A 23,696-nucleotide genomic window follows, 5' to 3' on the forward strand; every position below is an offset into this window, starting at 1 on the left:
GGCCATGGACGATTTCACCTTTCTTGTCGCACGGCGCAAAAGCCTGTACTGGCGCATCCATTTCTGGGCTGCGCTGATCGCCTCGCCGTTTGCCCTGGTGGCCACCCTGACGGGCATTTTGTATGTATTCACGCCGCAGATCGAGGCAAGGCTGTACCAGCATCTCGATCATGTGGCGCCGCAGGCGTCCATGCTGCCGCTGGACGCCGCCGTGGCGGCAGCGGAACGGGCGGCGCCGCGCGGCTGGGCAGTGCAGCACGTGGTGCCGCCGTTTCAACAGGACGACGCGGTGCAGGTGGCGTTCGCGCCGCCCGGCGGTGCACAGGATGAACATGCGGGCCATGGCGGGCATGCCGCGCCGGTCACGCCAGCCAGGCCGAAGTTCGGCCTGCCCGCGCAGGCCATCATCGTGTATGTGAATCCCTATGACGCGCGCGTGCTGGGCAGCCTTGCCAGCAGTGAACGCTTCGGCAACTGGGCGAAAAAGCTGCATTCGCGCCTGCTGCAAAACGATGGCTGGCGCTGGATGATCGAGCTGGCCGCCAGCTGGCTGATGGTGATGCTGGTGACGGGCGTGATCCTGTGGTGGCCGCGCGGTGCGCAATCGGGCTTGCCGAAGCGGGGTGCGCGGGGCCGCAATGGCTGGCGCCAGTGGCATGCTTTTCTCGGCGTGGCGCTGGGCATCGTCAGCATCGTCATCCTGACGACGGGGCTGACGTGGAGCCAGCAGGCGGGCGGGCGCATACGCACGCTGCGCGACGTCAGCGGGCAGGCGCCGCCGCCCGTGCCGCGCGGCCTGCACTCAAGCGAGGAGGGCGCGCCGCTCGACTGGCAGGATGCCTGGCGGGTGGCGCGCAGCCACGCGCCCGCCATCGCCTTGCAGCTGACGGCGCCGGCCAGCCAGGACGATGTGTGGCGCGCCACCATGGCCGACCGCAGCCAGCCCACCTTGCGCTTCGACCTGCAATTCGATGCCTATAGCGGCAAGCCCCTGTATTACGCGGGCTGGGAGGCGCAGACAGCGTTCGGCAAAGCTACCGCCATCGGCATTCCATTTCATCGCGGTGAATTCGGCTGGTGGAACCAGGCCTTGCTGCTGCTGTTTGGTGCCAGCGTGCTGTTCTCGCTGGTGTCGGGCTGGGTGATGTTTTTCAAGCGGCGCTTGCCTGGCTCGCTGGGTTTGCCCAAGCTGCTGCCGGGCGCCTGGACCTCGCCTTCCGCGCTGGCCTGGCTGGTGGCGGCCGGCATGTGCGCGCTGATGCCGCTGCTGCTCGTTTCTGGCTGTATGCTGATGCTGCTCGAGCTGCTCCTGGCGCGCTATGGCCGTCGGCGCTGGGTTGGGTGATGACGTGGCGCATGGCTAGTCGCTTGCTGGGCTAGAATGAAAGGGCGCGGCCAGGCTCGTTGCCATGGGCCGCCCCTTTGCATAGGCTGAACCATGTTATTCATCGACTTTCCCGCCTTGTCCGCACTGGCCGCCGCGTCGGCGCTGGTGACAAAAAAATGCAGCTGCTGCGCCGTCCCGCTGGACGCCTGGCAACGACTGCCCACTTCGCTGGAGCTGGACCGCTTTGAGGAAATCGGTACCCTGCGCGAAGATCCGTACGAGGAACCGACGTTTGCCGAGTACCACCCGCACGGCACGCGTTACGACAGCGCGGAGGCGCCCATCGCGCCGCGCTACTATCCCGCCAACCTGAGCCAGGTGGCCCGCTGCCTGAACTGCGGCCGCCACTATCTGCGCTACAACGAGGCGGGCGGTTATTTCACGGAACTGCGCATCCGCGCGCTGCGCCCGGCATTGCTGGCCGACGCGCCGCTATAGGCGGTGAGCGCTATAGGCTTTCCTTGACGTGCGCGATGCCGTGTTCATCGTAGATCGAGTACACGGCAGCGAGGAGGTTGTCCAGTTCCGGCGAGCGGTCCATATGCCGCATGCTGAATAAAATGGGCGAGAACGCATGCTTGTCGTCCAGCTTGCGGTACACGACGTTCCGGTGATGCATGGCTTGCACGCTTTCCGGCACGATGGAAATACCCTGGCCGGCCGCCACCAGTCCCATGGAAATCTGCAGTTCGCGCACTTCCGTGACGGGGCCGGGCGTGACATTGCCTTCGCTGAACATGCTCAGCACCTGGTCGGCAAAGCTGGGGCGGGGCGCTTTCGGATACACGAGCAGGGTTTCGTGCACCAGGTCGGTCAGGCGCAATCCGCCTTCCCCCTTGGCCAGCCGGTGGCCGGGCGGCAGGGCGACCACCAGCCGCTCCTCGCGCAGCAGGATGCGGCGGATGCTGGGGTCTTCGCTTTTCAGGCGCCCGAAACCTACGTCGATGCGGCCTTCCTTCAGGGCCTTGAGCTGCTGCACCGTCGTCATTTCATGCAAGGTCACGTCGACTTCGGGATGGCGTTCGCAATAGCGGTGCACGATGTCGGGCAATTCCCCATACAGGGTCGAGGCGACGAAGCCGATCGACAGGGTGCGTTCCAGTTTCCCCACGCGCTGCGTCATCGCCTGCAGGTCGCGCACCTGGTCGAGCAGAGGCCGCGCATGGGCGAGGAAAAACTCGCCCGCTTCCGTCAGCCGCAGGGGCCGCGACCCCTTTTCGATCAGCGCGACGCCCAGGGTTTCTTCCAGTTGCTGCATCTGCCGGCTGAGCGGCGGCTGCGCGATGTGCAAGCGCGCGGCGGCCCGCGTGAAGTTCCTTTCCTCTGCGACCGCGATGAAGTAGCGCAAGTGCCGTAATTCCATCTTCATACCTTTCAGGTATAGGTTTGATACCAACTCGGTGTTGGACTTGGGGACATTCGGGGAATATGGTGTCATCACTCCACAGAATTATACGGAATAAATATGATTCAAAATATCGAGACCTACCTGGTCGATGTGCCAACCATCCGTCCCCACAGGTTGTCCGTCGCCACCATGAATACGCAGACCCTGGTGCTGGTGCGGCTGCGCTGCGCCGATGGCATCACCGGCTGGGGCGAAGCGACCACCATCGGCGGCTTGAGCTATGGCGGCGAAAGCCCGGAAAGCATCAAGACGAATATCGATACCTATATCGCACCGCTGCTGGTCGGCATGGAAGCGAGCGAGGTCGCCAAGGCGATGGCCAAGGTACGCAAGGTCATCCAGGGTAACCGTTTCGCCAAATGTGCGATCGAAACGGCGCTGCTGGACGCCCAGGCGCGCCGCCTGAACGTGCCGCTGTCGGAATTGCTGGGCGGCCGCGTGCGCGATGCGCTGCCTGTGGCCTGGGTGCTGGCCAGCGGCGACACCGCGCGCGATATCGCCGAAGGGGAAAAAATGCTGGACTTGCGCCGCCACCGCATCTTCAAGCTGAAGATCGGCCTGCGTGACGTGATGGACGACGTGGCCCACGTGCTGGAGATCAAGCGGGCGCTGGGCGAACGTGCCAGCGTGCGCGTCGATGTCAACCAGGCCTGGAGTGAGACGGACGCCGTGCGCGGCATCGCCGCGCTGGAAGCGGGCGGCATCGACCTGATCGAGCAGCCGGTCAAGGCGGGCAACCGCGCCGCGCTGGCGCGCCTGAAGCAGCGCTTCGACGTGGCCATCATGGCCGACGAAGCCTTGCACGGCCCCGCCGACGCGCTGGCGCTGGCGCAGGCCGACGCGGCCGACGTGTATGCGGTGAAAATCACCCAGTCGGGCGGCTTGCTGCCCGCGCTGGAAGTGGCCACCGTGGCGCGCCTGGCCGGCGTGGGCCTGTACGGCGGCACCATGCTTGAAGGCGGCGTCGGCACGGCCGCCACGGCCCACGTGTGCTCCACGTTTGCCGAACTGGCCTGGGGCACGGAGCTGTTCGGGCCCTTGCTGCTGACGCAGGAAGTCTTGCGCGAGCCGCTCGTGTACCGCGACTTCATGCTGCAAGTGCCGACTGGCCCGGGCCTGGGCGTCGAGATCGATATGGACAAGCTGCGTGCCATGCAGCGTCAATAAGGGAGAAACCATGTTATTCCATGTACGCATGAACGTGAACCTGCCTTTGAGCATGCCCGCAGAACAGGCGGCACAGCTGAAGCAGACGGAAAAGGAATTAGCCCAGCGCCTGCAGCACGAGGGCAAATGGCGCCACCTGTGGCGCATCGCCGGCCAGTACGCCAACATCAGCGTCTTCGACGTGGACAGCGTGGACGAGCTGCATAATTTGCTGACCTCGCTCCCGCTATTTCCCTACATGCAGATCGACGTGATGCCGCTCTGCCGCCATCCTTCGTCGGTGCGCGACGACGATTCCTGAGGAGACATGCGATGACGCATACAGGCAACGACACTGCCGGGAAAATGTGCGAGGTGGACGGTATCGGCCTGCATTACCGCACGGATGGCGAGCGCAGCAAGCCCTGCCTGGTCCTGTCGAATTCCCTCGGCACGGACCTGTCCATGTGGGATGCGCAAGCGGCCGCGCTGGCCGGTGATTTTTTTGTCGTGCGCTACGACACGCGCGGCCATGGCCAGTCGGCCAGCGGCAGCGCGCCGTTCGGCATCGAGCGACTGGGTCTGGACGTGGTGGCGCTGCTCGACCACCTCGATATCGCCCGTGCCGCCTTCTGCGGCATTTCCATGGGCGGCTTGACGGGCCAGTGGCTGGGCATACACCAGCCGCAGCGCTTGACGAAGCTCGTGCTGGCGAATACGGCGGCGCGCATCGGTGGCGCCGCGCCGTGGCAACTGCGGGCGGAGCAAGTGCGCCGCGACGGCATGGCTGCGGTGGCCGAGAGCGCCGCAGTGCGCTGGTTCACGCCGCAGTTTATCGCGCGCGAGGCGGACACCGTGGCGCGCCTGACAAGCACCTTGCGCGGGCAGGATGCCGGCGGCTACGCGGCCTGCTGCGACGTGCTGGCCCAGGCGGACTTGCATGCCTGCGTCGGCACGATAGCCGTGCCCACCCTGATCATCGTGGGCGAGCACGATCCCGTGACGACCATCGACGACGGGCGCTGGCTGCAGCAGCAGATTGCTGGCGCCCGCCTGGCAAGCCTGCCCGCTTCGCATATCTCGAATATCGAAGCGGCGGACTTGTTTACGGCGCAGTTGCGGACCTTTTTATTGTGAGGCTTGCTGTACCGTATCGGTATGGCGGGAATTTGACTTTCCCCTGAGCACCGCCACTGGCTGGTCCGGCACGCGGCAGGGGAAGCTTTCTTGAAAAATAATAATAAGAAAAGCAGACTTGGAGTAGACGGATGGAAAACAGATTGATCATTATCGCCGCGGTCACGGTGGGCTATTTCGCCCTCATGTCCTACATTACCTATAGCGTGCGCAAGCATGCCAACAGCGCCGAGGGCATGACGGCGGGCGGGCGCAACTATCCCGCCTATCTGATCGGCGCGCTGCTGCTGTCGGAATTTATCGGCAGTTCCGTCAGCATCGGCACGGCCCAGAAGGGCTATGAACTGGGCATTTCCGCTGCATGGAATCTGGTGGCGCTGTCGCTGGGCTTCTTGCTGCTGGCCATCGTGCTGGTGAAAAAATACAAGGAAAGCGGGCAGTCGACGATTTCCGGCATCCTGGCGCAAACCTACGGCGAACCCGTGCGCTATGCCGCATCGATACTCACCATCGTCGCGCTGAGCATCGTTGCCGTGGCCCTGTACGCGAGCGGCGGTGCCGTGCTGGCGGCCGTGCTGCACATCAATAAAACCGTGGCGATTTTGCTGGTGGGCGCCATCACCGTGATCTATGTCAGCCTGGGCGGCATGCGCTCGGTCGTGTACACCAATTTCGCCCACTCCATCGTCAAGTACCTGGGCGTGATCCTGGCGCTGGCGTATGCGCTGGAAGCAACGGGCGGCATCGGTGCGCTGCAGGCGCAATTACCGGCCAAGATGTTCAACTGGGTCGAGATCGGCTGGGGCCAGATCATCGCCTGGATGATCGGCGGCATCGGTTCCATCTTTGCCACGCAATACGTGATCCAGGCCCTGGTCAGCACGGACAACCCGGCCGTGGCCAAGCGCGCCTGCTATTACGTATCGTCGCTGATGATTCCGTTCGGCCTGATGGCGGCCCTGATCGGCATGTGCAGCGCCGTGCTGTATCCGGGCATGAAGTCGATCGACGCCTTTCCTACCCTGATCGCCCACATGCCGGCGTTTTCCGCCAGCATCATGATCGTGGGCCTGGCCGGCGCCCTGTTCGGCGGCATTTCCGCAACCACCCTGGCATCGGCCACTCTGGCCATGAAGGATTTTTATGATCCCTGGTACAACAAGGCGAAAAACGACGCGAAATCGCTGATGTTCCTGCGCATCGCCATCGTCGTGGCAGGCTTGCTGCCGCTGGTGCTGGCGCTGTATGCGGAAAAACTGCTGATGATCGCCTTCCTGGGCAAGGCCCTGCGCGCCACCCTGGCCGTGCTGGTGCTGATGGCCTTTTATGCGCCGAAATTCGGCACGCCGCGTGGCGCCTTCGTTGGTGTGATCGTGTCGGTGATCGCCACCATCGGCTGGTTCCTGGCGGGCAATCCGTACGGCGTGGACAGTTCCTACCTGGCGCTGGCCGGTCCGCTGCTGACGATGGGCATCAGCCACCTGTTCAAGCCGGCGCAAGCGCTGGCGAAGCCGGCATCGTCGTCGCGGCTTTAGCTTGCAGCAACCCTCAGACCAGCCCCGTCAGGTAATAGATGGCAATGACGAGGAACACGGCCACCGTCTTGATGACGGTGATGCCGAAAATGTCGCGGTAGGACTGGCGGTGCGTGAGGCCCGTGACGGCCAGCAGGGTGATCACGGCGCCATTGTGCGGCAGGGTGTCCATGCCGCCGCTGGCCATGGCCACCACACGGTGCATGACTTCGAGCGGAATGTGCGCCTGCTGCGCGGCCTGGATAAAACTGTCCGACATGGCGGCCAGCGCGATGCTCATGCCGCCCGAGGCCGAGCCGGTAATGCCGGCCAGGGTCGTCACGGACACGGCCGCATTGACGAGGGGATCGGGCACGCTGCGCAAGGTGTTGCTGACGGCAAGAAAACCGGGCAGAGCCGCGATGACGCCGCCGAAGCCATACTCGGACGCCGTATTCATGGCTGCCAGCAAGGCGCCGCCCACGGCCGCCTTGGTGCCATCGGCAAAGGCGGCGCGGATGCGCCCGAAGGCCGTCACGCACACGAGCAAGATGCCCAGCAACAAGGCGCCTTCCACGGCCCAGATGCCGGTCACGGAGGCTATCGATGTCGACACGGGCGCATGCAAGCCCGGCAGGGCCTCGGCGGTGAGCACGTAACTGTCGCCATACCAGTGGGGAATCAGTTTGGTCAGCGCAAAGTTGGCCACGCCCACCAGCACCAACGGCGCCACCGATAGCAGCGGATGGGGAAGGTCGCCACCGCCGGTCTTGGCCTGTTCCGCTTCCACTCCATAGCCTTCGCCCGTCGCCATGACGGAGCGCCGGCGCCATTCCAGAAAAGCCAGTCCCATGATCACCGTCAGCACGGCGCCGATGGTGCCCAGCCACGGCGCGGCCCAGCCGGTCGTGTTGAAAAAGGTGGTAGGGATGATATTCTGGATTTGCGGCGTGCCGGGCAAGGTATCCATGGTGAAGGAAAACGCGCCCAGGGCGATGGCGCCCGGCATCAGCCGCTTGGGGATATTGCTCTGGCGGTACAGCTCAGCCGCGAACGGATACACGGCAAACACCACCACGAACAGCGATACGCCGCCATAGGTCAGCGCCGCGCAGACTGCAACGATCACGGCATTCGCGCGCGAGCTGCCGATATAACGAATGGCCGCCACGACGATGGACTGGGAAAAGCCGGACAGCTCGATCAGCTTGCCAAACACGGCCCCGAGCAAGAAGACGGGGAAATACAGCTTGATAAAGCCCACCATCTTTTCCATGAAGATACCGCTGAAGACGGCCGGTACGGCGGACGGATCGGTAAGCAGCACGGCGCCCAGCGCAGCGACGGGCGCAAACAGGATCACGCTGTAGCCGCGGTAGGCGGCCAGCATCAGAAAGGCCAGTGCGGCCAGAACTATCAGGAAAGACATCGGTCAGGCCCTTGCGCGAGAAGTGATCAGGATATTAATAATGTAATTAATATCATACTTCTCGGCAACATGCCAACGCGCAGGTCAAGGTGCAAGCAGTTGATGCAGGCACAGGAAGGAAGGGCAAGTCGGGGTGAGAGGATTCGAACCTCCGGCCTCTGCGTCCCGAACGCAGCGCTCTACCGGGCTGAGCCACACCCCGCTTTCCTTCATTACAGCAGATGGCGGAACGGCTTTCAAGCGGCTGCATCAAGGTCTATTTCTTTTCCTGCTGCGCCTTCCTGATCTCCGCTTCGCTGACTTTTTTTGCTGGCGCATGCGTCGCCGGTGAAGTGGGGTTTTTCCGTGTGGCATTGGCTTGGGCCATGACGGCGGCGCAGTCCGTGTCGGGGGCTTTGTCGACGTTGACCAGCGGCAGCAGGGCGGCAAGCGGCGTGACGATGGTCGCCAGCGCCACGGCGGCGCCGGCTTTCAGGGCCAGCGGACCTTTTTGCGGGCCCACGTCCGGGTTTTTGAACGTGCCTTTCGCGTACAGCGGCGTGCGCAGGGTGATGATGCGGGCACCCTTGGTACGGGGGCGCACGTCGAGGTCCAGGGTTTCGGTTGCCAGGTTGACGTTGCCCGTGACATTCACCACGGCCGTGTCCGTGTCGAGCACGAAGCGGCGCACGTTGGCCTGGCCATTCGTCACGGCGAAATCGCTGGCCAGGCAGTTCAGGTGGACTTGCTTGTCGCCAAAGACTTTTACGAAGACGGCATTGGCCAGGTTCAGCCCGGCCAGTTCCAGCATGAACTGGCTGACGGAGCCTTCGCTGACGGTGGCCGCCAGTTCGCCATTTGCGCTGGCCAGCATGGCCGAGACGGAGTTGCCGTGGCCTGTCAGCGCCGCGTCACCATACACTTCGCCGAAGCTGGCTTGCATCGATTGCAGCTTGGGAAACAGTTCGCGAATTTTGAGGTGGCGCGCCGCCACCTTGGCTTGCGCGGCGATGGTCTTTTGGCGGCCATCGAGCGTGATGTTCGAGGTGATGTCGCCGCCAGCCATGCCGAAATTGAGCGGTGTCAGACTCAGCACCTTGTCTTTCATGTGGATGTTGGCGACGATGTCCTTGAGCGGGATATCGTGTGTGCGCATCAGTTTTTTTCCCGTGAATTTCACGTCGGCATCGAGCGCATTCCATTTGGCCGTATTGAACTGTTCCACGGGCAAGGCTTTGTTATCGGGCTGCACGGGCGCCTTGCCGCGCGCCCGTTTCTGCGCATTGCTGTCGGCGCCGATGGTGGGGCCCAGGTCTTCCAGGCGCAATTGCTGCGACGTCACTTCGCCGCGCAGCAAGGGACGGGGTTGGCGCGGCAAGTATTGCAGGGTGCCGGCCAGGTCGCTCTTGCCCACCGTGCCCTTGAAGTTCTGGTAAGTCCAGTTCCAGGTGGCGCTGTCTTTCTTGCCCAGCAAACGGCCCCTGGTGGCGTAGTCCGGCGTTTCCGGCAGGAGCACGCCCGTCAGTGGATACAGGTCGGCCATGCTGGCGCCGGACAGGCTCAGCTGCAAATCGATGCCCGACAATGCGCGCGGGTCTGTCAGCGTGCCATCGATGCTGGCCTTGTTCTTGCCCAACACGGCATGTGCCTGCACGGGATAGACGGTGTTGTTGTCGGTCAAGGACAGCACGGCGCCTGCCTTGCCGCCGCCCGTCACGGGCGCCTTGCGGTAGCTGCCGCCCAGGGTAAATTCAATGCCATATTTTTGCACGGGGGCGCTGCCTTGCGCGTCACCCGGCGTCGCATCGGACGCCGTCGAGCTGACCTTGGCGTGCACGTCCAGCGCGATCCCTTCATCGAGGTAGCGGATGGCGCCGTCGCCGAAGGCCAGGCGCTGGATTTCCACGTCCAATGTCGATGGGCCATTGTCTTTCAGGGTCCAGCTGTTGCTGCCGTCGGCGCGCCGCTGCAGGGCGATGTTGGGCGCATCGAGCGCCAGGTCCGTCAGCACCAGTTTATGCTGCAACAGGGGCAGCGGATGGATGGTCAAGTCGATGCGTTTCGCGCTGGCCAGTTGCGGCCCGGTCGTCGCCCAGTCCGGGTTGCTCATGCGCACGTCCTGCGCGCTGATGACAGGGCGCGGCACATAGCGGCGCCAGCCCGGTTCTGTCTGCAGCCCTCGCTTCCATTTGACTTGCAGGTCGCCACCGATGACAAAGGTGCGGCCCGTGCTTTCCGATACCTTCTCGTTGATGTAGGGGCGGGCGCGGTTCCAGTCGAAGGTCAGCACAAGGATGACGAGGAGGGCGACGAGGGCCAGCAGGGCGGCCAGGCTCCAGCCAAGGATACTGAGCGGGGTTGAGCGTGTCATGGTAAGCCAATCGCAATGATTTTTTCATCAAGGTAGACCAATAGGCCATGACAGTCGGTGCGCTAGGTTACGTAAGATAGGTAGCTAAGGCATGTCGCTTGAAATAGTTCAATAATTCGACTATTATTGAAATATGGAAAATTCAGAGACAATAGCAAGCGGTGCGACACCGCTGACGAATGCTTCCGCCATCGTGGCCCTGGCTGCGCTGGCACAGGAATCGCGGCTGGCCGTGTTCCGCCTGCTGGTGCAAGCGGGGCCGCAAGGCATGGCGGCCACGAAAATCGCCGAAGCGCTGGCGATTGCGCCCTCGTCGCTGTCGTTTCACCTGAAAGAACTGGCGCATGCCAATCTGGTGACGGCGAGCAAGACAGGGCGCTCCATCATCTACGCCGCCAACTATGCGGGGATGAACGGCTTGCTGGCCTTTTTGACCGAGAACTGCTGCGCTGGCGCGCCTTGCTGCGTCAGCGATTCACATTTATTGAAGGAAACGACGACATGACGATTACGATCTATCACAACACGGCGTGCGGCACCTCGCGCAATACCCTGGCCCTGATCCGCAACACGGGCGTCGAGCCCGTCATCATCGATTACGTCAAGCACCCCCCATCGCGCGAGGAACTGGTCCACCTGATCAAGCGTGCGGGTCTGTCCGTGCGCGCCGTCATGCGCGACAAGGGCGCCCTGTATGACGAACTGGGCCTCGCCAATCCTGACCTGGGCGATGCGGCCCTGCTCGATGCCATGCAAGCTCATCCAATTTTGATCAACCGTCCCATCGTCGTCACGGAACTGGGCGTGTGCCTGTGTCGGCCGTCGGAAAAAGTGCTGGACATCCTGCCGCTGCCGCAGCAAGGCGCCTTTGCCAAGGAAGACGGCCAGGCCGTGGTTGGCACCGACGGCAAACCGGTGGCCTGAGATGCACGATTTGCCCAATCAGCTGGCCAATGAGTTACCGAATATCAGCGCCGCGCACCTGGATCTGCCCAGCCTGGATAAGTTGGCGCCGGTCAACGTTTCCACGCATGCGCCGCGCATTTTGCTGCTGTACGGTTCCTTGCGCGAGCGCTCGTACAGCAAGCTGCTGACCCTGGAAGCGGAGCGCATCCTGCGCCACTTCGGCGCCGACACGCGCGTGTTCGATCCGCACGGCTTGCCCATGGTCGACAGCGTGTCGCCCGAGCATCCGAAAGTACAGGAATTGCGCGCGCTGTCGCTATGGTCGGAAGGGCAAGTGTGGTGCAGCCCAGAACGCCATGGCGCCGTCACGGGCGTCTTTAAATCGCAGATCGACTGGCTGCCGTTGGAAACGGGCAGCGTGCGGCCTACACAGGGCCGTACCCTGGCCGTGATGCAAGTGTCGGGTGGTTCGCAATCGTTCAATGCCGTCAACGGCTTGCGCGTGCTGGGACGCTGGATGCGCATGGTGACTATCCCGAACCAGTCTTCGGTCGCCAAGGCGTATCAGGAATTCGACGATGACGGCCGCATGAAGCCGTCGCCGTATTACGAGCGCCTGGTCGACGTGATGGAGGAACTCTATAAATTCACCTTGCTGGTGCGCGACCGCCGCGATTACCTGGGCAGCCGCTACAGCGAGCGGCTGGAAGCGGAGCCGGCCATCGTACAGGCATTGGCGGGCGCGGCGATGGAGCATGAGCGCAGCAAATAAGCGGATCATGAAAAACGGCGCCAGTGGCGCCGTTTCTTATTGCTTATATTGAAACGCGATCAGTGATTGCGCGCGACGGCAAATGAGCACAGTTGCAGCATGGATTGCTTGTAGACGCTGTCAGGCCAGCCGGCGATGGCATCGGCGGCGCGCTGGCCGGCAATTTCCGCCTGCTTGCGCGTGTAGTCGAGGGCGCCGCTGCTGGTGATGGCCGTCAGGACGGCATCGAAATGCTGTTCGTCGCCTTGCTCGATGCAGCTGCGCACCAGTTCGCGTTGCTCTGGCGTACCGTTCTCCATCAGCCAGATCAGCGGCATGGTCGGTTTGCCTTCGCGCAAGTCGTCGCCCACGTTCTTGCCGATTTCGGCGGCGTCGCCTGCATAGTCGAGCACGTCGTCGATCAGCTGGAAAGCCGTGCCCAGCGAGCGGCCGTATTCGGCAGCCGCTTCGATATCGTCTTCGCTGGCGCCGGCGATCAGGGCGCCCAGTTGCGCCGACGCTTCGAACAGCTTGGCCGTCTTCGAGCGGATGACGTTCAGGTAGCTGTCTTGCGTCACGTCCGGATCGTGCATGTTCAGCAACTGCAGCACTTCGCCTTCGGCGATCACGTTGGTGGCGTCGGACAGGATTTGCATGACGCGCATATTATTGAGCGACACCATCAGCTGGAACGAGCGCGAGTGCAGGAAGTCGCCCACCAGCACCGAAGCGGCATTGCCGAACAGGGCATTGGCCGTCTGGCGTCCGCGGCGCATCGACGATTCATCGACAACGTCATCGTGCAGCAGGGTGGCGGTGTGGATGAATTCGACCACGGCGGCCAGTTCATGGTGCGCCGTGCCGCGATAGGCGTGGGCATTGGCCACCAGCAAGATCAGCACGGGGCGGATGCGTTTGCCGCCTGCGCTGATGATGTATTCAGCGATCTGGTTGATCAGAATCACATCAGAGTGTAACTTTTGGCGGATCACCGTATTGACTGCGTCCATATCGGCGGCAATCGTTTGCACGATGGTGTTTTGGTTAACGTGTTTGTTAGCGTCAGACAAGGCGAACCTGCATTAGATTGTGGGTGCCGCGATTATACGACAAGGCTTGCGCGTGCGTGACGATTGCCTATGACTGTAGAGCAATTGATTGATCTTGTTGGCACTGGCGCGCGTTTCCCTGTCCGCCTGGCGCAAGCCTGACATGATGGTCAGGTTGTCGACATACCACGATCGTCAAGCTTTGTGAATAGTTTTTGACGCAATTTCTCAGTCCGTGTATAATCGCTGGTTCCCCCTGTTGTGCACGGCTTGCTTTTCATGGCAGTGGGACAAATTCTTTCAACATTTGATGAGGTTTCAAATCATGTACGCGGTCATAAAAACCGGTGGCAAACAATACAAAGTTGTCGCTGGCGAAAAACTTAAAGTAGAACAGATACCGGCAGACATTGGTTCCGAAATCACCATCGATCAAGTGCTCGCAGTAGGCGCGGGCGACAGCATCAAGTTTGGTGCTCCATTGGTCGAAGGTGCAACGGTACTGGTTACGGTTGTGGCGCATGGTCGCCATGATAAGGTCAAAATTTTCAAGATGCGTCGTCGTAAGCATTACCAAAAGCATCAAGGCCATCGCCAGAATTTTACCGAAATCCAAATCGTTTCGATCAACGGCTAATCGCCGCTGTTTGAATTAATCAGCTATCAAGGAGTCTTAAATGGCACATAAAAAAGGCGGCGGCACAACGCGAAACGGCCGTGATTCAGAATCAAAACGTCTGGGCGTTAAAGTCTACGGCGGCCAAGCTATCAATGCTGGCGGCATCATCATTCGTCAACGCGGCACCCCAGTGCGCGCCGGCGAAGGCGTAGGCATGGGCAAGGACCACACTCTGTTCGCGTTGATCGCAGGCAAAGTGAAGTTCGTTGTCAAAGGTGCTGGTTCGAAGCAATTCGTGACCGTTGTACCTAACGCAGCAGTACCAGCGTAATTCATCGCGGAGCGCCAGTTCGCTCCGCAATGATCGCATGATGTAAGGCGCAAGCCTTCAATCGAAAGGCTCTGCCCAAGGTAGAGCCTTTTTAGTTTTATGGCGGCAAAATTATGAAGTTTATCGACGAAGCAAAAATCGAAGTCATCGCGGGCGATGGCGGCAACGGCTGCGCCTCTTTCTGCCGTGAAAAATTCCGGCCTTTCGGCGGTCCCGATGGCGGCGATGGCGGCAAGGGCGGCACCATTTGGGCTGTCGCTGACCGCAACATCAACACGCTCGTCGATTTCCGTTTCTCCAAAATGCACAAGGCTCGCAATGGCGAGCCTGGCCGTGGCGCAGATTGCTATGGCAAGGGCGCGGATGACATCCACCTGCGCATGCCGGTCGGCACCTTGATCATCGACAACGCGAGCGGCGAAATCCTGGCCGATTTGACCGAACACGGCCAGATCGAAATGCTGGCCAAGGGCGGCGAGGGCGGCTGGGGCAATATCCACTTCAAGTCCTCGACCAACCGCGCGCCACGCCAAAAAGGCGAGGGCAAGGAAGGCGAACGCCGCGAACTGCGTCTGGAATTGAAAGTGCTGGCTGACGTGGGCCTGCTGGGCATGCCGAACGCCGGCAAGTCGACCTTCATTTCGGCCGTCTCGAATGCGCGTCCGAAAATCGCCGATTACCCATTTACCACCCTGCACCCGAACCTGGGCGTAGTGCGCGTGTCGCACGAGAAGAGCTTTGTGATCGCCGATATTCCCGGCTTGATCGAAGGCGCTTCCGAAGGCGCGGGCCTGGGCCATCAATTCCTGCGTCACTTGCAGCGTACGGGTCTGCTGTTGCACATCGTCGACCTGGCGCCGTTTGAAACCAACGTCGATCCTGTCAAGGAAGCCAAGGCGCTGGTCAAGGAATTGAAAAAGTACGACGAGTCGCTGGTCGACAAGCCGCGCTGGCTGGTGTTGAACAAGCTCGACATGGTGCCGGAAGAAGAGCGCAAGAAGCTGGTGAAGGACTTCCTCAAGCGTTTCGCCTGGAAAGGTCCCGTCTTCGAGATTTCCGCGCTGAACCATCAGGGTTGCCCGGAACTGGTGAATGCGATTTATCAGCATCTGGAAGCGAAGAAACACAGCGAAAGCCGTGCCGAAGAAACGCAGATGACCGAAGAAGCACGCGGTATCTCGTCGATCGACCCGGATGATCCGCGTTTCAAGATTATCGACTAAGGCTGTATCCTGATGTCAGTACAGGCGGTCGCTGCCGCACCAGCGCGCAAGCAAGCGTGGCAGCGCCGTGTATTGCATCTGATCGCGTATGCTTACGGGCTGAGCGCGGTCGCCTGCCTGCTGTTTGCCGATGAAATGGCGGCCGGCATGGGCATCTTCCTCAATGGCGTCAATGGCTACAGCCAGTTCTACGCTTCCCATGTCGGTGTCTGGGGCGCTACCGCGCTCCTGGCGCTGTTCGCAGCACGGCAGGGCGAACCGCCCATCCTCGGCGATATCACTGCAATGTTGGTCCTGGCGCAGCCCGCCGGCCGTTTTTTCGCGGCCATCAGCTTCGGCTTGCCCCAGGGTTTTGTGTTGTTCATGTGCGCAATGGAGTTGATGGCGGGGCTGGCCTTGCTGTTGCTGCGTCCTGCGCGCTGACGTCTATTAAGTGAAGAGCGCCGCCCCATGGATTCCGTGATTCAAAAAGCTACCCGTATCATCATCAAAGTCGGCTCTTCGCTGGTCACCAACGATGGCCGCGGACTCGACCATGCCGCCATCGCGCGCTGGGCTGCGCAGATTTCCGGCTTGCGTGCTCTCGGCAAGGAAGTGGTGTTAGTGAGTTCCGGCGCCATCGCCGAAGGCATGCTGCGCCTCGGTTTCGAGCAGCGCCCCACCGATATCCACGAATTGCAGGCGTGCGCCGCCGTCGGCCAGATGGGCCTGGCGCAAATCTATGAAAGCAGCTTCCGCGCCCACAGCCTCGGCACGGCGCAAGTGCTGCTCACGCACGCCGACCTGGCCGACCGCGAACGCTACCTGAATGCCCGCTCCACCCTGACGACTCTGCTGCGCCTGGGCGTGGTGCCGATCATCAATGAAAACGACACGGTCGTCACCGATGAAATCAAGTTCGGCGACAACGACACCTTGGGCGCACTGGTCGCCAACCTGATCGAGGCCGATGCGCTGGTCATCCTGACCGATCAGCACGGCCTGTTCTCGGCCGACCCGCGCAAGGACCCGAACGCTTACCTGATCACGCAAGGCATCGCCGGCGATCCGGCCCTGGAAGCGATGGCGGGCGGCGCCGGCAGCAGCCTGGGACGTGGTGGGATGCTGACGAAAATCCTCGCCGCCAAGCGCGCCGCCAAGTCTGGCGCCCACACGATCATCGCCTGGGGCCGCGACAGCGATGTGCTCAGCCGCCTGGCCCAGGGCGAAGCGATCGGTACGCAGTTGCTGGCACAAACGGGGCAGTTGACGGCGCGTAAGCAGTGGATGGCCGATCATCTGCATACGGCTGGCGCCGTGGTGCTGGATGCGGGCGCCGTGCAAAAGCTGCGCCAGGAAGGCAAGTCCTTGCTGCCGATCGGCGTGACAGGCGTGAATGGCGAATTCGGCCGTGGCGCCGTCATCACCTGCGTCGATGCCGACGGTGTGCCCGTGGCGCGCGGCCTGTCGAACTACACGAGCGGCGAAGCGCGCCGCATCATGCGCAAGCCGTCCACCGAGATCGAGTCCATCCTCGGCTACATGGAAGGCCACGAACTGATTCATCGCGATAATATGGTACTGCTGTAAATCACGATGGTCCGTTGGCAACAGCGGGCCATTATTACATCTGGCCGTAACGAAAGCCCATGCCCACGCTCAAGGGCAGCTTCAGCCAGATCAGCAGCAGCAGACCGCTATACCACAGCGTGTACAGCAGGTGCACCAGCGGTGCAGGCAGATGGCGCAACAGAAATCGGTACATTATTAACTCCCGGGTAACAGTGGTGCAAACAGCACGGTCAGGCACGACCAGGCGGCAGGCAGATCTGGTGTCGAGGTAAAGACAAAGCTCAGTGTGACAAATTGCAAGGTCACGAACCAGCACGTCACACGCCACAGCCGGTAGCGCCGCAACGCCTCGGTCCAAGGCAGGTACTTGGTCCACAGGTGGACAAAGGCCAGTCCGGCGCCATGGAACAGGCCCCAGGCCAGATAGCGTGGCGACAATTCGTGCCACAGGCCCAGCACCATCATGCTGGCCAGGCTGGCAAACAGGTATTGCCGGGTGTGCGTGAGTATCGGGCGAAACACAAAGTCGCGGCACCATTCCGAGACTGTGATATGCCAGCGGCGCCAGAAGTCGGGCAGGCTGCGGGCAGCGAATGGAAAATGAAAGTTTTCCGGTACGCGGATGCCCAGCAGGGCGGCGAAGCCAATGGCAATATCGCAGTAACCCGAGAACTGCCAGTACAGATTCAGACCGTAGCCGACCAGGCCCAGGTAGGCGTCGAGTGGCGCGCTGCCGGTGGACAGGTTCAGGCCGTTAAGTCTGCTGGTGAGCAGATAGCCTGCCAGCAAGACTATCTTGCAATAGCCGTACAGCATGCGCTGCAATGCCTGCGCAGCGATATCGTTGTCCCAGCGCGCGCGCAGCAATTCAAGCCGGAAAGTGTCATAGCGCTGGATCGGACCTACTGTCACCGTGGGTGGAAATAGCAGATAGCCTGCAGTCAGGCTGGCGCGCCCTTCGCGTACGATGCCGCTGCCATGTTCGGCGATCAGATGCCAGACTTTCAATGAAACAAAAGCGTAGCCAAGATAGGCAAGCAGGCCGTGGCTGGCTTTGGCATATTGATAGGCGATAAAAGCCAGCAGCACGCCGGCCAGGCCGACGGTTTGCATCAGCGCCGGGCGTTTCCACTGTGGTCCGGAGATCAGCGCCAGCCAGGCCAGCAGCGCACCCCAGGCGGCTACGCTGGCCCAGCCATCATGGCATAACAGCACGCCGCCGCAACTGGCCAGCAGATACGGTCGCCATGCAGATGGCAAACGCCAGTAAAGCGCAATCAGGATAGGCATGCACAGCATGCCGAAGGTGCTCAGCCACACCATCTCAGCGCTCCTTCCGCAATCGTTGCAACTGCGCGTGCAGCCATGGCCCGAACAGACGGGCGCCCGCCGCGTTCAGATGACTGCCATCGCAATACAGGCTTTGCTGCGGGTAGCCCGGGGAAATGAGGTAGACAATATTGTCACCGGCAAGGATGGTTTGCAGATGCGTGCGCCACTGCTGTTTCTGCTGCGCCGTCTCCTGCTCCATCGCTGCCGAGCGCCGTATGTCGAGCAGCACAATGCGTACGCCGCTGCGGGCCAGGCTGGACAGCCTGGCAATCAGTCCGGTGTCGAAAGCGGCACGGCGGTACATGTCTTGTAGCTCCACTGCATGTTTGTGCTTTTGTGCTTCGGTCAGCCGGACCAGATTCGAGGCGCAGGAAAAATGGCGCTCCTGATCGTTGCGTTCCCAGTCGCTGGCGATGGGCGAGGTGAGCTTGCCCGCACTCAGGAATGCGACGGTTTTCTTGGCAAAGTGCCAGGTCTCTTCACGCAGCGGATCCATCAGCACGTTGCCGGTGTCAGGCAGCAGCATGTTTTCGTCAAGCAGCAGCACGTCTGGCCGATGGCGTTCAATCACCTCCAGGCTTTCCTGCAAAGGCCCCAGCCCCGCGCCGCCCTTGGTCATGCGCAACCAGTCGATATCCTGCATCGACGCGCGCTGCAGATTTGCCGGTTGCGGCGTGGCGGCCCACAGCAATGATGAACCGAGCGCGATCACGCGCAGCTTGCCTACGTCGGCAGGGGCGGCGAGAAAGCGTAGCGCCTGGCCAGCCACGGTGTTGTCGCGCCTGTCGCCGGGAAGATGACGGTACAAGGCCAGCAGCGCAATGAAACCTGCGGCCAGGGCCACGCCAGACAGGATGACGCGCAAGGGAGGTGCAGCGGTCATCGTCAGCGCGTCATTCGTTTGATCAGTTGCACGGTCGCGCTCATGCTGTCCATATGCACCACATCGGACGGGTTAAGGCGTATCTTGAACAAGGTTTCCAGGCCGATCACGAAATTGATATGCGCCAGCGAATCCCAGCCTGGCGTATTCGCGGGACCTGAATCACCCTTCAGTACCCCTGCCGGCAAGTTGAACAAGTCTGCGGCCAGGGCAAAAATGTCTTCCTGCTGATTGCCGTGTGTGCTGGCCTCCATCGGATTTTGCGATAGTGCGTGCTGTAACTGTGCCGTAATAACCTTGCCGGATGGCGTGCGCGGCAATTGTCCCGTAAAGCTAATGCGTTTCGGCAATTCGTGTGCCCCCAGATGCTGGGCACAATGCTGGAGCAGTTGTTGATGATCCGCCTCCATGCCCGGGCGCAATACGACGCAGGCAACTGGGATTTCTCCCCAGGTCGGGTCTGGCAAGGCGACGGTGGCTGCTTCCAGCACGGCTGGGTGCAGCAGCAGTACGCCATTGATTGCTTCCGGCGACAGGTTGTAGCCGCCACAAATAATCACGTCCTTGATGCGCCCCTTGATCCAGTACACGCCATCGCTGTCGCGTCGCGCCAGGTCGCCCGTATGCAGCCAGCCCTTGCGCAGTACGGCAGCGGTTGCTTGTGGATTATCAAGATAGCCATGCATCAGGTTGGCGCCTTGCAGGCACAGTTCGCCTGATTCGTCGCCTTGTGCTTCGCTGCCGTCCTCGAGCACGATTTTTGCCAGCATGTCGCGCGGCACGCCGACGCTGCCGACCTTGTGGCTGGCGGCATCCGGTCCCGCATACAGGCCGCAGGTGCCCGTTTCGCTCAAGCCATAGGTATTGATGAGTTTTACCTTGAAACACTGGCTGAAGCTGGTCCAGGTGGCTGGACTCAGGGGAGCACTGCAAGAAATGGCGAAGCGGAAATGACCATTGTCGAAGTTTTCCGCCAGGTGGGCGCCATATTGCTGCAACAGGGCCAGCGCTGTCGGCGCGGCGATCAGATGGGTCACCTGTTCGCGGTAGATGGCAATCAAAATAGCCTCGATGGCGACGATGCTGAAGGGCGCGGGACGCACCAGGGCGCAGCCCCGCTGGTAAGCCAGCAGCACGCCTTGCACCAGGCCATCGGCGTGCGACAGCGGCATCAGGTTCAGCAGGCGGGAAGCGGGTGTCAGTGCGTAGTGTTCGCCTATGGTCTGCAAGTGGGAGAGCAGGGCGGGCCAGTGCATTTCCACGCCTTTCGGCCGAGCCGTGCTACCGGACGTAAACACGACGTAGGCTGGCCCTTCCAGCCACGCGGGCGGCAAGGCGGGCGGTGCTGGAGCTGCCAGCAGGCCGGGCCAGTTGTCCAGGTCGGCCGGTGCCCGTCGTCCGAGCAATTTGCTCAACAGCGCCCCCTTGACCTGGGCCGCGCCGACGCGGATCTGTTGCGTTGGCAAAGGTACATCCTGGGTGCGCCATAGCTCGATCGCGTCGGCATCGGCAATGACTGCATCGATGGACGTATGTTCCAACAGATCCTTGACTTGCCGCACGGCGGTGCCCGGGTCGAGCAACAGGGGGATCGCGCCGGCCCGCATGCAGCCGAGCAGCAAAGGGGCAAATGCCAGATCGTCGCGCACCATCAGCAGTACGCGCTTATGTTGCAGTTCGCTTGCGATCAGCCTGGCCGCCACTTGCTGCAGCTGTTCTTCCAGGTCGGCAAAGGACAACGATTTGGGGCCGATCAGGAATGGTGTATTCGTAGGCGTGGAACGAGTCTGAAACATGGTGTGCATGCCTGTTACGGTGAGATTGAATGAGCCAGTGCACGACGGTCGAGCTTTCCTGCCGCGGTGTAAGGTAAGGTGGCCTGTACGCGCAGTTCGCGCGGAAAGGCGTCGATGTTGGTGTGTTGACGGCAAAAGGCGACAAAAGCGGGCAAGTCAAAGCCGTTGTCAACCACCAGCAGGCCAATCAAGCCTTGTGGCCCGGCGGTCACGGCCGCTTGGCGTACCAGCGGATAGCTGCACATGGCGTGTTCGAGCGGGGCGGGATGGACGATGTCGCCATATTCGTTTTTGAGCTGGTCGTCGTGCCGGCCCAGCAGGGTGATGTTGCCCAGGCCATCGTGGCTGGCGATATCGCCCGTGTAGATCCAGCCGTCGCGGGCGATGGCGGCGGTTTGCGCCGGATCGCCCCAGTATGCGCTCATCAGCTGGTTGCTGTGCACGCGCAGCTCCCCTGCCTGCCCCGATCCGAGCGGCCGGCCCTTGCCATCGCAGATTTGCACCACGGCACCTACGGGACGGCCGCAAGCTTGCGTGGCGCCGGCCGCGTGCTGGAACAGCATGCACAGGCCGCCCGTCTCCGTCAGTCCGTAATAATCGATGATGGCGAGCCGCATGCGCTCACTCAAGGCCGTGTGCAGCGACGTTTGCAGGGCAGCGCCCGTGCAAATGATTTGCCGCAAGCTGGCTGGGTGCAGGGTCAGGTGGGCCGGCAGCCGCTGCAGCATGGCCAGCCAGGCGGGGCCTGTCGCCAGTACGGTAACGCCATGGCGTTGGGCTGCCTGCAAGGTCTTGCCGACATTGCCCCGTTCGTTTTCATCGGCCAGATACACGCTGGCGCCGGCAAACAGGGCGGCGACCATGGGGTTGCGCAAGCCGCTCATGGTGTGGCAGTCGCCCAGCGACAGCAGGATGTCGCCGTCGTGCCAGCCAAATTCCGTGGCCGCCAGCTGGCCGCTCTGCATGAGGGCACGTTGGCTGTGGACGACGCCCTTGGGGGCGCCGGTACTGCCAGAGGTAAACAGGATCACGGCTGGATCGTCGGGGTGGACGGCATGTTCGGACAGGGCCGGCGTTGATGGCAGTTCCATCCAGTCTTCCAGCAAGGCCGACAATTCAGGCAATGCGCAGTCTGGTGGCAAGATCGCGGTGGCTTCTGGCCGGATATCGTCGAGCAGCAGCGCCGGGCATGTTGCCAAAGCGGCGGCGCTGTAGCGGGAATGATCCAGCACCAGCAAGGCGGGAGCAATGCGTTCCAACAAGGGGGGCAGCAAGGCGGGCGTATCCGTCAATTCCTTGCGCAAGGGAACCACTACAGCGCCGATGCGCCAGCAGGCCCAGCTGAGCAATACTGCTTCCGGGTGTTGCGCGCACAGCATGGCGACGCGGTCGCCTGCGCGGACGCCCATCGCCAGCAAGCCCCGTTGCAACGCCGGCACGAGTAGTTCAACATCCGCCCAGCCAAAGGCGCTGTCGTCCATGCCATTCAGCAATAGCGGGCATTGCTGGTACAGCGTGGGCAGTAATTGCCACAGATATTCGAAGGTTTCTTCCGATGGCAGCGGACGCACGATCTGGCTGGCATAGTAGGATTGCAAGCGGGCCATGGCGCCGCTGATGGGGGCCATCTGCAGCAGTTCCATATCGACCATGTTTCTGGCTTGCTGGCAAACGTATTCCACTGGCAGGTGCAGGCGCTGCGCCACTTGTTCCAGGGTACGCAACTGGCCTAGCTGGAACAGGATCTGCAATTGCTCGGCGCTCAGTTGTTGTTGCCCCAGGCGCACCAGGCGTTCCGCATAACACGGATGACGCAGCAGCAAATCTTGCATCAGGCCGCCCAGAGCATCGGTATCGGGCACGGCCCAGCCGTTCAAGCTGTCGAGTTGCAGCAGGGCATTGACGATGGCGTGCGATGCGGGCAAGGCCAGGTCGAGATCGGCCTGGCGCAGTGGCGCCCCTACCCATGCGGGTGGCACCAGCGCCACCACGCCGTTGTAGTGTGTCGTGTCCGGTTCGCCATGCAGCTGTCCCCTGGCGTCGAACAGGGTTACTTCCGACATCACCAGCGTCTTGCGTGCGCCGCGTGCTTGCGCAGCATCAAAGCGCTGCTGATAGCAACAGCCGTGAAGGATGTTGCCGCCGCGCTCGAAGTACGGCGCGGGCTGGCTGTTGGCCATGTGTACGTGTGGGAAAATGATAGGCGCATCGCTGCGGGCGATGCGCAGCATGTCGCCGGCAAAGGTCAATGGTGCATAGCGATGCAGTGAATCGAGGCCATGAATCAGCGCGAACGTGCTGTCGCGAAAAGGCATGGGACTGCCCGGTGGCAAGAAAATAATGTCATGGTTGGGCGCGCGCTGTCCTGCAGGCAGCCAGTGCGCGTATCCCATGTAACCGAGCACATCGAAATTGCCTTCCCATACAGAAATGACACGCTGCTGGGGAAACGCCGCCGCCAGCATCTCGCCACTCCAGCCTGTGCGGCCCCAGGTATCGAGGATGAGGTCGCCTGGTTGCAATTGCTCCCTGGCCAGGTCCAGCAAGGCATAAAAGGCGCGGGTGGATTCATTGAACGGTTGAAAGGCGGCGTAGCGGTCGGGAATGCGGCGCACATGGCGGCGATGCATGAAGGACAGATACTCGGTGCTGGGCGCCAGCTGGGCACGCAGCGCCGACAGCATGCGGGCATCGCAGCCTTGCCGCGCTTCCGTAAAGAGCACAAAGCCTTGCACGACGGGAATGTTGATCGCGCAAGCCGGACAGCGCAATATTGTTTCCAGCAACGGTGCCGACGCCCCGGCTGGCATGTCGCTGAGCAGGGGCTGTCGGCAGGTGGGGCAAGCCAGGATATCTAGCGTCGTTTGCAACATGGGGTCGCCGT

The 23,696-nt window shown here is 61.9% G+C and carries 23 protein-coding genes and 1 tRNA gene; 14 read left to right on the forward strand and 10 right to left on the reverse strand.

Annotated elements, in window-relative coordinates; all coding sequences use genetic code 11:
* Positions 1-4: 4 nt before the first annotated feature.
* On the forward strand, positions 5-1,345 hold the full coding sequence (locus ACQ4WY_RS27505; protein WP_436506824.1) for a PepSY-associated TM helix domain-containing protein: 1,341 nt from the start codon (positions 5-7) through the stop codon (positions 1,343-1,345).
* A gap of 93 nt (positions 1,346-1,438) precedes the next feature.
* Positions 1,439-1,825 carry a hypothetical protein gene (locus ACQ4WY_RS27510; protein WP_353658729.1) on the forward strand — a complete coding sequence of 129 codons (387 nt, stop codon included), beginning with the start codon at positions 1,439-1,441 and terminating at the stop codon, positions 1,823-1,825.
* A 10-nt stretch (positions 1,826-1,835) separates the two neighbouring features.
* Here ACQ4WY_RS27510 and ACQ4WY_RS27515 read toward each other — a convergent pair whose 3' ends face one another.
* Complete coding sequence (locus ACQ4WY_RS27515) at positions 1,836-2,750, reverse strand: LysR family transcriptional regulator (RefSeq protein ID WP_436506825.1); 915 nt, start codon at positions 2,748-2,750, stop codon at positions 1,836-1,838.
* Positions 2,751-2,852: 102 nt separating this feature from the next.
* Here ACQ4WY_RS27515 and ACQ4WY_RS27520 point away from each other — a divergent pair, with 102 nt between their 5' ends.
* From ACQ4WY_RS27520 to ACQ4WY_RS27535, 4 genes are all read left to right on the forward strand, one after another.
* Positions 2,853-3,962 carry a muconate/chloromuconate family cycloisomerase gene (locus ACQ4WY_RS27520; protein WP_436506826.1) on the forward strand — a complete coding sequence of 370 codons (1,110 nt, stop codon included), beginning with the start codon at positions 2,853-2,855 and terminating at the stop codon, positions 3,960-3,962.
* 10 nt (positions 3,963-3,972) lie between these two features.
* Positions 3,973-4,263, forward strand: coding sequence for a muconolactone Delta-isomerase (gene catC / locus ACQ4WY_RS27525; RefSeq protein ID WP_353658726.1), 291 nt, complete (start codon positions 3,973-3,975; stop codon positions 4,261-4,263).
* 11 nt (positions 4,264-4,274) lie between these two features.
* A complete protein-coding gene (gene pcaD, locus ACQ4WY_RS27530) occupies positions 4,275-5,078 on the forward strand; it encodes a 3-oxoadipate enol-lactonase (RefSeq protein WP_436506827.1) in 804 nt (267 codons plus the stop codon).
* 131 nt (positions 5,079-5,209) lie between these two features.
* Positions 5,210-6,613 (forward strand): sodium:solute symporter family protein, encoded by a 1,404-nt coding sequence (locus ACQ4WY_RS27535; RefSeq protein WP_034782432.1) that lies wholly within the window; start codon positions 5,210-5,212, stop codon positions 6,611-6,613.
* Positions 6,614-6,626: 13 nt separating this feature from the next.
* On the opposite strand, the gene ACQ4WY_RS27540 is transcribed toward ACQ4WY_RS27535, so the two are convergent.
* The 3 genes from ACQ4WY_RS27540 to ACQ4WY_RS27550 form a co-directional block, all read right to left on the reverse strand.
* Positions 6,627-8,021 (reverse strand): GntP family permease, encoded by a 1,395-nt coding sequence (locus tag ACQ4WY_RS27540; protein ID WP_436506828.1) that lies wholly within the window; start codon positions 8,019-8,021, stop codon positions 6,627-6,629.
* A gap of 128 nt (positions 8,022-8,149) precedes the next feature.
* Positions 8,150-8,223: transfer RNA gene (locus tag ACQ4WY_RS27545), tRNA-Pro, on the reverse strand.
* Between the two features lie 54 nt (positions 8,224-8,277).
* Positions 8,278-10,371, reverse strand: coding sequence for an AsmA family protein (locus tag ACQ4WY_RS27550; RefSeq protein ID WP_436506829.1), 2,094 nt, complete (start codon positions 10,369-10,371; stop codon positions 8,278-8,280).
* A gap of 133 nt (positions 10,372-10,504) precedes the next feature.
* On the opposite strand from ACQ4WY_RS27550, the gene ACQ4WY_RS27555 reads away from it, so the two are divergent.
* The 3 genes from ACQ4WY_RS27555 to arsH are packed head-to-tail and all read left to right on the forward strand — an operon-like array spanning position 10,505 to position 12,049.
* Entirely contained in the window at positions 10,505-10,876 is a 372-nt protein-coding gene (locus tag ACQ4WY_RS27555) for an ArsR/SmtB family transcription factor (protein WP_436506830.1), read from the forward strand.
* On the forward strand, positions 10,873-11,295 hold the full coding sequence (gene arsC, locus ACQ4WY_RS27560; RefSeq protein ID WP_436506831.1) for an arsenate reductase (glutaredoxin): 423 nt from the start codon (positions 10,873-10,875) through the stop codon (positions 11,293-11,295). Before ACQ4WY_RS27555 ends, arsC begins: the two co-directional genes overlap by 4 nt.
* Positions 11,296-11,317: 22 nt before the next feature.
* Positions 11,318-12,049 carry an arsenical resistance protein ArsH gene (arsH, locus tag ACQ4WY_RS27565; RefSeq protein ID WP_436506866.1) on the forward strand — a complete coding sequence of 244 codons (732 nt, stop codon included), beginning with the start codon at positions 11,318-11,320 and terminating at the stop codon, positions 12,047-12,049.
* A 59-nt stretch (positions 12,050-12,108) separates the two neighbouring features.
* Here arsH and ispB read toward each other — a convergent pair whose 3' ends face one another.
* A complete protein-coding gene (gene ispB / locus ACQ4WY_RS27570) occupies positions 12,109-13,098 on the reverse strand; it encodes an octaprenyl diphosphate synthase (protein WP_353658719.1) in 990 nt (329 codons plus the stop codon).
* 304 nt (positions 13,099-13,402) lie between these two features.
* Between ispB and rplU the strand changes: the two genes are divergently transcribed.
* From rplU to proB, 5 genes are all read left to right on the forward strand, one after another.
* Positions 13,403-13,714, forward strand: coding sequence for a 50S ribosomal protein L21 (rplU, locus tag ACQ4WY_RS27575; RefSeq protein ID WP_034754730.1), 312 nt, complete (start codon positions 13,403-13,405; stop codon positions 13,712-13,714).
* 40 nt (positions 13,715-13,754) lie between these two features.
* On the forward strand, positions 13,755-14,027 hold the full coding sequence (rpmA, locus tag ACQ4WY_RS27580) for a 50S ribosomal protein L27 (protein WP_010395157.1): 273 nt from the start codon (positions 13,755-13,757) through the stop codon (positions 14,025-14,027).
* A gap of 113 nt (positions 14,028-14,140) precedes the next feature.
* Positions 14,141-15,250, forward strand: a complete 1,110-nt coding sequence (gene obgE, locus ACQ4WY_RS27585; RefSeq protein ID WP_353658718.1) for a GTPase ObgE — start codon at positions 14,141-14,143, stop codon at positions 15,248-15,250.
* A gap of 12 nt (positions 15,251-15,262) precedes the next feature.
* Complete coding sequence (locus tag ACQ4WY_RS27590; protein WP_353658717.1) at positions 15,263-15,673, forward strand: hypothetical protein; 411 nt, start codon at positions 15,263-15,265, stop codon at positions 15,671-15,673.
* A gap of 27 nt (positions 15,674-15,700) precedes the next feature.
* Positions 15,701-16,819, forward strand: coding sequence for a glutamate 5-kinase (gene proB, locus ACQ4WY_RS27595; protein WP_086137518.1), 1,119 nt, complete (start codon positions 15,701-15,703; stop codon positions 16,817-16,819).
* A gap of 34 nt (positions 16,820-16,853) precedes the next feature.
* Here the strand turns inward: proB and ACQ4WY_RS27600 are convergent, their stop codons facing one another.
* The 5 genes from ACQ4WY_RS27600 to ACQ4WY_RS27620 are packed head-to-tail and all read right to left on the reverse strand — an operon-like array spanning position 16,854 to position 23,685.
* On the reverse strand, positions 16,854-16,994 hold the full coding sequence (locus tag ACQ4WY_RS27600) for a hypothetical protein (protein WP_436506832.1): 141 nt from the start codon (positions 16,992-16,994) through the stop codon (positions 16,854-16,856).
* A gap of 2 nt (positions 16,995-16,996) precedes the next feature.
* Complete coding sequence (locus ACQ4WY_RS27605) at positions 16,997-18,124, reverse strand: MBOAT family O-acyltransferase (protein ID WP_436506833.1); 1,128 nt, start codon at positions 18,122-18,124, stop codon at positions 16,997-16,999.
* A 1-nt stretch (position 18,125) separates the two neighbouring features.
* Positions 18,126-19,016, reverse strand: coding sequence for a hypothetical protein (locus ACQ4WY_RS27610; protein ID WP_436506834.1), 891 nt, complete (start codon positions 19,014-19,016; stop codon positions 18,126-18,128).
* Positions 19,017-19,018: 2 nt separating this feature from the next.
* Complete coding sequence (locus tag ACQ4WY_RS27615) at positions 19,019-20,812, reverse strand: AMP-binding protein (protein WP_436506835.1); 1,794 nt, start codon at positions 20,810-20,812, stop codon at positions 19,019-19,021.
* Positions 20,813-20,826: 14 nt separating this feature from the next.
* On the reverse strand, positions 20,827-23,685 hold the full coding sequence (locus ACQ4WY_RS27620; protein ID WP_436506836.1) for an AMP-binding protein: 2,859 nt from the start codon (positions 23,683-23,685) through the stop codon (positions 20,827-20,829).
* Between the last annotated feature and the right edge of the window lie 11 nt (positions 23,686-23,696).

The sequence above is a fragment of the Janthinobacterium salmonicoloratum genome, assembly GCF_051380845.1.
Classification (GTDB): domain Bacteria; phylum Pseudomonadota; class Gammaproteobacteria; order Burkholderiales; family Burkholderiaceae_D; genus Janthinobacterium; species Janthinobacterium lividum_F.